Below are 12,229 nucleotides of genomic sequence, written 5' to 3'. Positions count from 1 at the left end.
GATTATGGGACTGAACTGGAAGCACAGAATGATCGTGGCAGTGGCTGCTCTGCTGATGGTGACTGCCACATTGGTGAACGCCGAGAATGTGCGGAGTCAGGACCTGGCCCAGCACCGGCAGCGGGCCTATGATATTGCGGCCTCTTCGGCATCGAATCTGGATCGGGGACTAGAGACCGGGATCTATCGAAGTATCTCTCTGGGAGAGTGGGTCGCAGACCGGAACGGGGATACGGGTAATTTCCGGATGGCTGCGAAACTGCTCATGCGGGACTGGGTCGAACGGATCATTCTGGCACCGGGGGGAGAGGTTTCGGAGTCCTATCCGGGATCCGGTCTGCCATCGGAGTTTACAGAGAAATCGAAATATCCCGATGAGGTTCTGGCCTATGCGAAGCGGTACCAGGTGCCGGTGCTGTACGGCCCGTTTCGTGAGAACAAGACGAAAAAGATCCTTACTGTGGTGAATCCGGTGTTTTTGCATTCCGGGGATTTCTGGGGGTATGCGGTTATCGTCATCAGGGTGCCGTCCCTCTATCAGCATACGCTGAATGAACTCCATTCCTTCGGATATGATTACTGTCTGGATACCACCGCTTCGCCGGTTTCAGACCGGTTTAAACGGATTGAGGCCTCTGTGGGAGAAGGTGAAACGCTGGACAGACCGGAAAGTAAGGTGATCCGGATCGGAGAAACCCGCTGGCGGCTGAGTGTGACACCGGTCCAGGGATGGCATTCTGACCGGGTGCGGTGGGCATATGCCGGCGGGCTGATGCTTACGGTATCCGCAGGCCTGCTGATTTATTCCCTGCTCCGGGTGATCGAACAGGAACGGAAGCTCCGGACGCTGGCCTACCGGGACGCGCTGACCGGGCTGTACAGCCGGGGCGGGTTCATGGGCAGGCTGGAGAAACAGCTGGAAGAACATCCGGAGACGAATCTGACCGCCGTATTTCTGGATCTGGATGATTTCAAGATGGTAAATGATATGTACGGGCACCCGGCGGGAGACAGAGCGCTGATCACTGCGGCCTCGCATCTCCGGAAGATGTTTCCGTCCGATTCTCTGATCGGACGGACCGGCGGAGATGAGTTTTGTGTGGCGATCATCGGACGAACCGCGGCGGAATGTGCGGAAATGACTGAACGGGCGGTAGCGGGACGCATCTCTTTCGATCACGGCGGAAGGGCCATCACCTACACCATGTCTGCAGGGTATGCGGATTATCCGGAGCAGGCACAGGACCGGTCCGGACTGATGGTGTTGGCGGATGAAGCGCTGTATGCCGTGAAAATGAGCGGGAAGAGCGGCGCCAGAAGATATACGCAGGATATGGCAGAGATGAACCGGGAGCAGCTGGGGTTCAGCGCCGCCACCATGGCGGAAGGGGTGCCGGGGGCCTTCCTGGTATACCGGGCGGGAGAAGACCGGCGCATCCTGTTTGCCAACGAGAAACTGGTCCATCTGACCGGATGTGACAGTTTCGAGGATCTGCTTCATATGACCGGAAGCCGGTTCTGCCGGTTGATTGTTCCGGAGGACCGGGATGCCTTCTGCGCTGCCATGGAACAGAAAACGGGACGGACCGGAGCGGATTCGGAATCGAGCTGTTCTGCCATCGACGAGATCCGGGAATTCCGGATCATCACGAAACAGGGGACGGTTCGGAAGGTGCTCCAGATGGCTGATCTGGTTTCAGACGACCGTCATGGCAAGGTGGTTTTTGCCCTGCTCAGGGAACGTGAAGGCGCACACCCGGAACGTGCATCGAAAGCCCCGGGAACCCAGGAAACAGAGCTTTCATATCAGAAAAGGAGGAATACCGGATGCCGGAATGGAGAAATTTAGATGAACTGCAGTCCTTTGATGCACTCAGAGAACTGCCGAAGGTGGATCTCGCCGCTGAGATGGCGGGGGAAAACGGCGCCCGCAGGGTGAGCCGGTACAGCGTGCCCATGGCGGCGGGACTGGCCTGGAATTACGGGGCGAAAGCCGTGGATGACCGTATTCTTTCTGCTCTGGGGGATCTGGCCCGGGAGGCAGACCTCACCGGAAAATTCCGGGCGCTTTATGAAGGAGAAAGGATCAACACCGGCGAAAATCGCCTGGTGCTTCACCATCTGACCCGGGGGCAGCTGGGGAAGGACGTGATCGAAGGCGGCGTGAACAAGCGGGTGTTCTATACAGAGCAGCTGCGTCGGATTGCGGATTTTGCGTCGGACGTGCACAGCGGAAAGATCCGGAACGAGTCGGGCCAATGCTTCGATCATGTGGTGCAGATCGGCATCGGCGGCAGCGACCTGGGACCCCGGGCGATGTACCTGGCTCTGCGGAACTGGGCAAAAACCAACGGGAAGGCGTTCATGGAAGCGGATTTCATCAGCAATGTGGATCCGGATGATGCGGCGCAGGTTCTGGCATCTTCTGATGTGTCCCGGACGATCTTCATCCTGGTGTCCAAGTCCGGCACCACCCTGGAAACGCTGACCAATGAGGCTTTCGTGAAGAATGCGCTGCGGGAGCAGGGACTGGATCCGGCCCGGCACATGATCGCCGTCACCAGTGAAACCTCGCCGCTGGCGCATAGTGACGACTACATGGCGGCCTTCTTCATGGATGACTTCGTGGGAGGAAGGTATTCCTCCACTTCTGCGGTGGGCGGCGCCGTGCTGTCTCTGGCCTTCGGTCCTTCGGTTTTCGAAGCGTTCCTGGCGGGCGCAGCAGCGGAAGACCGGCTGGCTGCGGAAGAGGACCCGCTGAAGAACCCGGACATGCTGGATGGGCTGATCGGGGTGTACGAGCGGAACGTGCTGGGGTACGGAAGCACGGCGATTCTGCCCTATTCCCAGGCACTGAGCCGTTTCCCGGCCCACCTGCAGCAGCTGGATATGGAATCCAACGGCAAGTCGGTGAACCGGTTCGGGGAGCCGGTATCCTATCCCACCGGTCCGGTTATCTTCGGAGAACCGGGGACTAACGGGCAGCACTCCTTCTACCAGCTGCTTCACCAGGGAACGGATATTATCCCTCTTCAGTTTGTGGGATTCCGGAAGAGTCAGCTGGGAACAGATGATGTGATTCAGGGAACCACCAGCCAGCAGAAGCTCTGTGCGAATGTGGCGGCTCAGATTGTGGCCTTTGCCTGCGGGAAGGACGATGCGGACCGGAACAAAAAATTCCCGGGAGGCCGTCCGTCGAGCATCATTATCGGTGAGGAACTGACGCCGGAGAGCCTGGGGGCGCTGCTGGCCCATTTCGAGAACAAGGTCATGTTCCAGGGGTTCCTCTGGAATCTGAACAGTTTCGATCAGGAGGGGGTTCAGCTGGGAAAAGTACTGGCGAAGAAGGTACTGTCCCGGGATACGGACGGAGCTCTCAGGGTGTACAGCGATCTTCTGGGGATCTGAGAATGAAAGAGGTAAACGGGAAGCATGGAGGCTTTCCGCAGGGTGAAATGATGACGGATCGTCTTTTGACGATCCGTTTAATACTTGATATTGCAGCGCTTTGCGGGATTTCGCAGGGCGGGGAGGAAAAGAATGAGAACGATTGAAAATGTAACCTTTGTCGGAATGGGCGCACTGGGCATGCTGTTCGGTACGCCGATCCGGGAGAACCTGGGAAACGGTCAGCCGGAATATGTCATGGACCCGGCCCGGAAAGCCAGGCATGAGCAGGAGGTGTATACCATCAACGGTCAGCCGGTGAAGCTGAGGATGGTGACGCCGGAGGAGGCAAAGCCGGCGGATCTGCTGTTCGTGGGACTGAAGTATCCAGGGCTCCGGGCGGGCCTGGAAACGGCGGCGCCTTGTGTAACGGAAAACACGATCATCATTTCACTGATGAACGGTGTGGACAGTGAGGAAATCATCGGAGAGCGGTTCGGAAAGGAAAAAGTGCTGTATTCTGTCTCCCAGGAGATGGATGCGGAGCGGTACGGTTCCGATCTGAAATACTCGAAGGCGGGCCGGCTGTTCATCGGGGTACCCCGGACCGGGGATGAGAAATTGCAGAAGGTGCTGACCGAGAAACTGGATGCTGTGTGCGCCTTCTTCGATCAGGTCAGGTTCCCGTACCACCGGGAGGAAAATATCCTTTATCGCCAGTGGTGTAAATTCATGGCGAACACGGGATGCAACCAGACGACCATGGTGTTCGATGCGGATTACGGTGTCTGCCTCACCGACGGAGGATTGGAATATGCCGTCATGCTTTCCGCCATGCGGGAAGTCTGCCTGATTGCCCGGGCGAAGGGAATTCCGCTGGGGGAAGAGGAAGTGAAGGAGTATACCGGGATTCTCCGATCCCTGGATCCGTCCTCCGTGCCGTCCATGGCCCAGGACCGGCGCCAGAAGCGGAAATCCGAAGTGGACATGTTCTCCGGCGCCGTCATGCGGTTCGGCCGGGAACTGGGAATTGCCACGCCGGTGAATGACTACCTGAACCGGCGGGTTCATGAAATTGAAGCGGAATACTAAAACTTGCGGCAGGACGCCCCGGGATATGGTATATTTGTAGTAATTTGCTGTTAGGAACCGGAAACCCGGGTGGCAGGCGTGAACGGGAGATTGAAAATGAGGCCGTTGATTATATATTTTTCCAGAGCCGGCGAGAATTACGTGAACGGGGATCTGATTCATCTGGAAACGGGGAATACGGAAAGACTGGTTTCCTTCCTCCGGGAGGCGACGGATGCAGACGTTTTCCGCATCGAACCGGAAGAGCCTTACCCGGAAGATTATATGGAATGCACCCGGGTGTCGAAGGAGGAGATCCGGACGGGCGCCCGGCCGGATCTGCGTGCGTATCTGGACAGCGCAGAATCCTACGATAATATTGTTGTGGCCTTTCCGATCTGGTGGGGCACCTGCCCGCACATTGTCCTCACTCAGCTGGAACGGCTGAATCTTCGGGGGAAGCGGATCTGGCCGGTGATCACCCATGAGGGGTCTGGTTCCCGGAAAGCGGTGAAGGCATTGAAGAAGGCCTGCCCCGGTGCCAGGGTCATGGGAAGTCTGGCGGTACACGGCGCTGAGGTCTCCGGTGCGGAAGAAACGGTGAAGGCGTGGGGAGCGTCCCGGCTCAGCCGGAAAGAGAATATGACCCGATGAATATGAATATTTTCAAAAAAGAAGAGAAGAAAGTTGAATATCTGGAGCTGGTCTACGATCTGGTTTTCGTGTACCTGATCGGCCGGGAGAATGCGATTCTTCATCATTTCCGGAACGGATTCATCGAGCCGGGCGCATTCGTTGTCTTTCTGGTCAGCACCCTGGCGGTGATCCAGATCTGGACATTCACCACATTTTATATTAATCTGTACGGCAGAAACGGTGCCCGGGATCATGTTTTTCTTCTGGTGAACATGTATCTGATCTACTTCATGGGAGAAAGCACCCGGAACGACTGGCAGGCGTACCAGACACAGTATCATATCGCCTGGGGACTGATCGTCCTGAATGTGGGGCTTCAGTATCTCCTGGAACTCCGTAACCATGAGACAGACGTGTGGAACCGGGATCTGATCCGGCGCATGGCGGTCAACCTGGCGGCGGAGGCAGTGTTCATCTTCCTGGCGGCGGTTCCCAACCGGACCACGGGCGTTCTGTTTTCCGTCATTGCCATTCTGTCAGGAGTGATTCTGACACTGATCACCCGGAGAAGCAGCGGCGGGGGACTGGTGGACTTCGCCCATCTGTCGGAACGGGCCATGCTCTATGTGGTGTTCACCTTCGGGGAAATGATCATCGCCATAGCGGCCTACTTCCGGGGGGACGGCCGGTTCCACGGCGGGACGATCTATGTCTCCCTGATGACCTTCCTGGTGGTGGTAGGGCTCTTCCTCAGTTATGAAGTGATCTACGACCATCTGATCGACCGGGAGGGCGACCATGCGGGAATGCGGTACATGCTGATCCATATTTTCATCATTTTCGCCATGAACTGCATCACCGTGTCCTTCGAAATCATGGAGGAGGAACGGATCGCCGCTGCACCGAAAATCATGATGATAACAATTTCCATGGCGGCGTATTTCCTGTCGCTGTTTCTGCTCCGGGGGCACTTCCGGCCCCATTGTGCGCCGGACCGCCCTTTCCTGATGCGAATGGGTCTCCTGACGGTTGGATTTGTAATCGCGATGATATTTTTGAGAAACAACATGTACGCCAATCTTCTGGTTTCTGTTCTGTACGTCTTCGGCGTGGCGCTGCTGCTCTGCATGATGCGGGCTGTGCGGGAGGACCGAAAGCGGAAGAGCGAGTGCGGCTGTTCCGACATGTCCCATTGAGCGGAGGACAAAGTATAACGGGGAATGGGACGCAAGAATGATATAAAGTAAGGAATAACGGGAGTTTTCTTTGGCAATGAATAATAATGCACTGGCGAATCTGATCGAGGCAGCGGAAAATATTCCGTATGGATTCGTCGCCGTGAAATCCATCGAGCAGGGCAGCGATATGATTGCCCTGAACGGCGAATTTTCGAAAATCTGCGGATACGCCTCGAAGGAAGAACTGATGACTGCTTCCGGCGGGGTATATATGAACATCGTCTATTCGGACGATCTGCGTTCCGTGCTTGGGGAGGTGGAACGCTCCGGCAGCATCCGGGGGCACCATTCCTGCCGGCTGATTACGAAGCAGGGAGGTCTGGTGAAAGTGGATATCACCGGCATGGAACTGAAGGATCCGGTTTACGGGAAGGTCCATACCCTGTATGTGACGCCGGCGGAGGACTGGGATTACGGGGACACCTACGATCATCTGACCGGTCTCTACAGCCGCACGCATCTGATCCACTGGGTGGAGGAACAGCAGCAGAATAACGAACGGCAGTTCCGGGACATGCCCTGGGAAGTGATCTACCTGAATGTGGTGGGGTTCCGGGAGTACAACGAGATTTACGGATACGATGCCGGAGACGACTTCCTGAAACGTTTCGCCGGACTGGTGCGGAAGACATTCCGGTCGGATTACGTTGCCCGGGCCTATGCGGATCAGTTTCTGGTGTTCTGCAGCGACGGAAACATTAGCGAGAAGATCGAGAAACTCCGGGCGGATGCGGCGGACATTGACGAACGATTTCCGACCAGGATTGAAGCGGGTCATTATGACTGGAATGACCAGAGTATTACGCCGGAAATGGCGGCAAACCGGGCGAATCTGGCCTTTGAGTCGGTCCGGGGTGAAATGGACACTGCCGGAGAATATACCGGGGAGCAGGCGAAGAAGCTGGAGCGGAAACTGTACATCCAGAATCACATTGATACGGCGCTGGAAAAAGGCTGGATCACGGTGTATCTCCAGCCGGTCATCCGCACGCTGACCGGGAAAGTGACTTCTTACGAAGCGCTGAGCCGGTGGAACGATCCGAAATACGGCCTGATTCCCCCGGGCCTCTTCGTTCCGGCCCTGGAGGAGAAGGACATCTCCTACAAGCTGGCCCGGTTCGTGATTGATGAAGTGGCGGGGATGATCGCCCGGTTCGAGAGGGATACCGGGAGCCGTTCCCTGCCGGTGTCGCTGAATCTGTCCCGGAAGGATTTCATTCAGTTCGATCCTTTCACAGAGCTGGAGGCGGCGGTGGAGCGGCACCACATCCGCAGGAATCAGGTATCCGTCGAAATTACAGAGACAACGGTCATGGATAATCCGGAGAAAATCCGGAAGGAGATCATCCGGTTCCATAATGCGGGGTACCAGGTGTGGATGGATGATTTCGGTGCATCCTATTCTTCGCTGAACGTGCTGAAGGATTTCGAATTCGACGAAATCAAGCTGGACCGGGTATTCATCAGCCGGCTGAATGAAAAGAGCCGGTGCATCGTCCGCAATATGGTGAATATGGCGAAGGAAATGGGCATCCGCATCCTGTGTGAAGGAGTGGAAACGAAGGAACAGGCAGAGTTCCTGCTGGATCTGGGATGTGAGCGGATTCAGGGCTTCTACTACAGCCGGCCGCTGCCGTATGAAGAACTGATGCCGTACCTGAAACAGTCCGGAACGAACCCGGAGTCTGTCTCCGAGCGAATCCTCTATGACCGGATTGCGGATGTCAAATTTGACGAATCCAGCTCCTGGCTTTTTGCTGTACACCGGGGTGAGAATCTGGAAATCGTATACCGCAGTCCCAGACTCCGGAAGGAAGCGGAGTGCCGGAACATGGAGGAACTGTTTCTCCAGGGGGAAATGCCCCGCTCGGATTTGGATTTCTCTCTGCGCATGAGAATGGCGATTGACAGTGCGGTGCTCACAGGCAGGAAGGAAATCCTGAACTACTACTGGAACGGCGTGTACTATTCGGTTTCGGCCCGGATGCTCTTCTCCGTGAACGGAGTTAGCTTCTGCAAGGTGGAAATCCGGGACACCACGGTGATTTCGAAGCAGCTGCTGCTGGCTAATGCGGATCCGGTGGTGCAGTGTGTCATGAATGTGTACGACAGTGTGTACCGACTCGATTTGGATACGATGAAGGTGGAAGTACTGGCCTCTGATTTCATCTATGAGAAGACCGGGGAAATCTGGGAGCTGAATGCTGCCAATGTGGCAACCTATATTCAGGAAGAGGACCGGGAGCGTTTCCTCCGCTGGTTCAATCCGCACAAGATCCGTACCTACTTCCATAATGCCAGTAAGCGGCAGTGTGTCAGTGCGTTCCGGGTGGTAAACGGAAGATCCGTTCACTGGGAAGAATTCCGCATGATCCGCATGGGCAGAGAGGGGCAGGTTCTGCTTTTCCTGACCCCGGCGGTCACGCCGGCGTTCGGTCATTACCTGGCGCTTCAGGACGAGTACGAAAGCCAGATGGGAGAACTGCCCGAAAGAAAGGTGTCGGAATGGAAAAAAACGGCGGCGGACCATCCTCCGGTTCCGGCGAGAAATGCTGCCCTGACCGCTTCGGCTCCGGGCGGAAAGTCCGGCGGGAACCGGCGGATCCGTTCCGAAGAACTGCAGCGCCAAATCCGGCTTCTCAGAGAAATCTTCGATGTGGTCCGGGTCGTGGATGTGGAACATCACCGGGTCATGTCCTTCCGGGAGGACCGGAGCTGGGGAAATTCCGGGAAGCGCTGTTACGAAATCTGGGGACAGAATTCCCCCTGCGTGGAATGTACTTCCGCAGAGGCGCTTCGAAGCCGGTCCACGGTATCCAAGTTTGAGACCGACGGACAGGATATCTTTGCCGTCATCTCCCGCTATCTCGTTCTGAACGGGAAGCCGGTGGTCATGGAAATTGCCAAACGGATGGACGGAAGCTCCAGACTGGCAGCCAGCGAGCAGGAGGCATTCATTCAGATGATCTCCATCTGCCGGCGGGAACTGTACATCGACTCCCTGGCGCAGATCCATAACCGCAGGTACTACGATGAGATCATGTCTGCAGAATATGTCAGTGCTGTGGCCATCATCGACATTGACGGGTTCAAGCAGATTAACGACGAATTCGGCCACCTTGCAGGGGATGAAGTCCTGTTCCGGGTGGGTCAGGCAATTGACAGCTGTGTCCGCTCGGAGGACGAAGTGCGGTACGGCGGAGATGAGTTCGTGGTCGCATTCTGCGAAATCACCCGGGATTGTTTCGAGGATAAACTGAAGCGGATTCTGGGAGAAATCGGCAGAATCCATCTGACCAGACACCCGGAGATCCGGCTGAGCGTCAGCATCGGCGGAATACACCGCCGGGGATTCGTCAGGGATCTGTTCAATCTGGCAGATCTGGCGCTTTACCGTGCCAAGCGGCAGCGGGGCCTGTACCGGATTGAGGAGTAGGAAAAGTGCGCTGCAGTCAGGGTGTGAAGCGGAAAGGACACATGCAGGAAAATGTGCTGCAGCGTCCTTCCGGAACAGAGAGGAGCCGCTGAAATGAACATCTGGAGAAAACTCAACGGGCCCGTTCAGTGTACGGTTTACACGCTCGCCACGAACCGTCTCCCGGCCGGGCACCCCGGGCTTCACATCCTGCAGGTGTCCGACTTACAAAGCGAACGGTTCGGCGCCGGCCAGTGTGAATTACTCCGGCTGGCGGCTCAGGCGAAACCGGATCTGATTCTGATCACCGGCGACCTGGCGGACCGGCGTCATACAGACTACCGGGCATCTCTGGAGGCAGCGGCGGGGCTGGCTGCGCTGGGGCCGGTGTGCTACGTGAACGGGAACCACGAGGCGGATCTCAGGACCCGGGAAGCGGAATCTTTCTATGAAAAACTCTCGGCCCTGGGCGTCCGGGTCCTGCGGGACCGGTCGGTCCTGCTTCCGGTGGGACGTCCCCCGGTGCCGGTTCGGGTCATGGGTCTGGCGGAGGAAACGGTGTTCCGGGCCAGAGGCCAGGAGCCGGGAACCGGAAGCCGGGTGGAGCACCGGGGATTCCATCCGGAGATCATTACAGGGCAGATCGACCGGATGGCGGGCCGGAGCGATGGTCCGGCTGAAGATGCAGGCGAAGTTCCGGGCGAAAAACCGAACGGATTTCCGGATGCGCTTCCGGCGGAGCGGATCGCAATTCTGCTGGCCCATGAACCCCAGCTGCTGCCATTCTATGCCCGGCCGGGGGTGGATCTGATCTTCTCCGGACATGCCCACGGCGGCCAGTTCCGCCTGCCCGGGGGACAGGGGCTGTATGCGCCGGAACAGGGGATCCTGCCCCGCCTCACCCAGGGACTTCACCGGGCGGGAGATGCACATATGGTGATCAGCCGGGGGCTGGGAAACAGCACCTTCCCGCTGCGCCTTCATAACCGGCCGGAGCTGGTGCTGCTGCGGCTTCGCCCGGAGAAGCGCTGAGGCCTTCAGGACAAAGGTTCCGGGGATGGGAAAAGATTTTCTTTTTCCCATCCCCGTTTTTTTGCGGCCGTTCGATTGACAATATCTGGAAATACTGGTACCTTCGTAGAACAAAATCAGAACAGATCAGAACGGAGCAGATGGCGGACGCCTGCCCGGGGCCCGCTCGGAGTTCGCTCAGGGCCCTGCAGTACCTGCATCCGGGCAGGCGCCGCTCCGCTCCGTCGGAAGAAGGAAAAGGAGAATCAGTATGGCCAGAGAGTATGATTCGGATATCAGCTATGAGATCAAGGCGATGGTGGGCACCATCGGCACGAAGAAGAACGGATGGAGGAAGGAACTGAATATCGTGAGCTGGAACGGGGCACCGCCGAAATTCGATATCCGGGACTGGAGCCCGGACCACATGCACATGTCCAAGGGAGTCACACTGTACATGGATGAGATCCGCCAGCTGGTCCGCATATTCAACAATTTCAGCAACGACCGCAGAACCCGCAATCCCCGGAACGAGACGAACCTCCGGGCGGCGGACGAGGCATTCGAGGAGGTGCCGGACCGTCCGGCGCCGGATCCGGCGGCACCGGGCCGGACCGCATCGGATCAGGCAATGCCGAACCGGACCGCGCAGGAAAACCGCGTACCCCCTGTGAATGACCGGTGGGAAACGGAAACCACAGCACCGGATGCCGGCACAGGCTCTGACAGCGGGGCGGAGGAATGCGGCGAGCTGCCGGAAGGTGAGGCAGGCGGCGAAACGCCGGAATCAGATTATTCGTCTTCCGGAATTTCCCACGTGGCCGAAGCCGGTCCGGCGGAGGAAGAGGGGGAGCTGCCGTTCTGAGGGGTGCAGGACGGCTGACGGCAGACCGAGCAGGCGACCGGGCAGATCATGAAGTGCGGACGGCCGAGCAGGAGGCCGGGCAGGTGCGAAATTCTCGTTTTCGCTGATTTCGCACCCATTTTCGGCCGGTTCTGCCGAAAATCAGGGACGACACGATTGTGCGGGGTGCGGAAATTTGAAAATCTATGTTTTCGCACCCGACTGTCAGAATACCAAAAATTAACATTATGATTAATTTACCCATGACATACACGTTGGATATCTTTAAGGGATTTTTCGGCGGCGTCCGTATAATGGTGTAAATTGAAAAATTAAAAAGAGCCAGGTGCTCGACCTTTAGGTATAATGAAAATCGACCAAAATCACCATTAATACCAAGGAAGGAGAACACGATGGCTCAACTCAATATTACATTGAATCAGGAGGAAATTCTACAATTACTTTCCGTGGATCGCGATGAAGCGTTCCGGACACTGCTCACCAACAGTCTCAACAGCATCCTGAAGGCGGAGTCTCAGGAACAGCTTCGGGCTGCGCCGTATGAGCGTTCTGACGAACGCACAGACAGTCGCAACGGCATCCGCAGCCGGACCCTGAAGACCCGGA

The 12,229-nt window shown here is 57.1% G+C and carries 10 protein-coding genes; all 10 read left to right on the top strand.

The annotated features are described in order from the left end of the window. Positions 1 to 4 precede the first annotated feature (4 nt). Positions 5 to 1,849: a sensor domain-containing diguanylate cyclase gene (locus tag BLQ24_RS06050; protein WP_176755873.1), complete on the top strand. Its 1,845-nt coding sequence runs from the start codon at positions 5 to 7 to the stop codon at positions 1,847 to 1,849. Then, positions 1,828 to 3,408 carry a glucose-6-phosphate isomerase gene (locus BLQ24_RS06045; protein ID WP_090163707.1) on the top strand — a complete coding sequence of 527 codons (1,581 nt, stop codon included), beginning with the start codon at positions 1,828 to 1,830 and terminating at the stop codon, positions 3,406 to 3,408. The genes BLQ24_RS06050 and BLQ24_RS06045 overlap by 22 nt, the downstream gene beginning before the upstream one ends. Before the next feature lie 2 nt (positions 3,409 to 3,410). Next, positions 3,411 to 3,554 carry a hypothetical protein gene (locus BLQ24_RS10110; RefSeq protein WP_176755872.1) on the top strand — a complete coding sequence of 48 codons (144 nt, stop codon included), beginning with the start codon at positions 3,411 to 3,413 and terminating at the stop codon, positions 3,552 to 3,554. After that, a complete protein-coding gene (locus BLQ24_RS06040) occupies positions 3,541 to 4,479 on the top strand; it encodes a ketopantoate reductase family protein (protein ID WP_090163705.1) in 939 nt (312 codons plus the stop codon). Before BLQ24_RS10110 ends, BLQ24_RS06040 begins: the two co-directional genes overlap by 14 nt. A gap of 96 nt (positions 4,480 to 4,575) precedes the next feature. Then, on the top strand, positions 4,576 to 5,112 hold the full coding sequence (locus tag BLQ24_RS06035) for a flavodoxin (RefSeq protein ID WP_090163703.1): 537 nt from the start codon (positions 4,576 to 4,578) through the stop codon (positions 5,110 to 5,112). Then, on the top strand, positions 5,109 to 6,290 hold the full coding sequence (locus BLQ24_RS06030; RefSeq protein WP_090163700.1) for a low temperature requirement protein A: 1,182 nt from the start codon (positions 5,109 to 5,111) through the stop codon (positions 6,288 to 6,290). The genes BLQ24_RS06035 and BLQ24_RS06030 overlap by 4 nt, the downstream gene beginning before the upstream one ends. 76 nt (positions 6,291 to 6,366) lie before the next feature. Continuing rightward, complete coding sequence (locus tag BLQ24_RS06025; RefSeq protein WP_090163698.1) at positions 6,367 to 9,768, top strand: GGDEF domain-containing protein; 3,402 nt, start codon at positions 6,367 to 6,369, stop codon at positions 9,766 to 9,768. 93 nt (positions 9,769 to 9,861) lie between these two features. Beyond that, entirely contained in the window at positions 9,862 to 10,779 is a 918-nt protein-coding gene (locus BLQ24_RS06020) for a metallophosphoesterase (protein WP_176755871.1), read from the top strand. Between the two features lie 250 nt (positions 10,780 to 11,029). Further along, positions 11,030 to 11,623 (top strand): YdbC family protein, encoded by a 594-nt coding sequence (locus tag BLQ24_RS10485; protein ID WP_090163694.1) that lies wholly within the window; start codon positions 11,030 to 11,032, stop codon positions 11,621 to 11,623. Between the two features lie 392 nt (positions 11,624 to 12,015). Further along, a partial coding sequence (locus BLQ24_RS06010) for a transposase (protein WP_176755870.1) occupies positions 12,016 to 12,229 on the top strand: 214 nt, incomplete at its 3' end.

This window comes from Eubacterium pyruvativorans, from assembly GCF_900102225.1.
GTDB lineage: Bacteria > Bacillota > Clostridia > Peptostreptococcales > Anaerovoracaceae > Aminicella > Aminicella pyruvativorans.
The sequence above is the reverse complement of the archived record's forward strand: the minus strand, read 5'-3'. Positions and strand labels throughout refer to the sequence as shown.

Bases quoted from the DNA above. Each gene is read 5' to 3' on its own strand.
- BLQ24_RS06035 (WP_090163703.1), top strand. From the start codon at position 4,576: ATGAGGCCGTTGATTATATATTTTTCCAGAGCCGGCGAGAATTACGTG.
- BLQ24_RS06045 (WP_090163707.1), top strand. From the start codon at position 1,828: ATGCCGGAATGGAGAAATTTAGATGAACTGCAGTCCTTTGATGCACTC.
- BLQ24_RS06025 (WP_090163698.1), top strand. From the start codon at position 6,367: ATGAATAATAATGCACTGGCGAATCTGATCGAGGCAGCGGAAAATATT.
- BLQ24_RS10485 (WP_090163694.1), top strand. From the start codon at position 11,030: ATGGCCAGAGAGTATGATTCGGATATCAGCTATGAGATCAAGGCGATG.
- BLQ24_RS10110 (WP_176755872.1), top strand. From the start codon at position 3,411: ATGAAAGAGGTAAACGGGAAGCATGGAGGCTTTCCGCAGGGTGAAATG.
- BLQ24_RS06050 (WP_176755873.1), top strand. From the start codon at position 5: ATGGGACTGAACTGGAAGCACAGAATGATCGTGGCAGTGGCTGCTCTG.
- BLQ24_RS06030 (WP_090163700.1), top strand. From the start codon at position 5,109: ATGAATATGAATATTTTCAAAAAAGAAGAGAAGAAAGTTGAATATCTG.
- BLQ24_RS06020 (WP_176755871.1), top strand. From the start codon at position 9,862: ATGAACATCTGGAGAAAACTCAACGGGCCCGTTCAGTGTACGGTTTAC.
- BLQ24_RS06040 (WP_090163705.1), top strand. From the start codon at position 3,541: ATGAGAACGATTGAAAATGTAACCTTTGTCGGAATGGGCGCACTGGGC.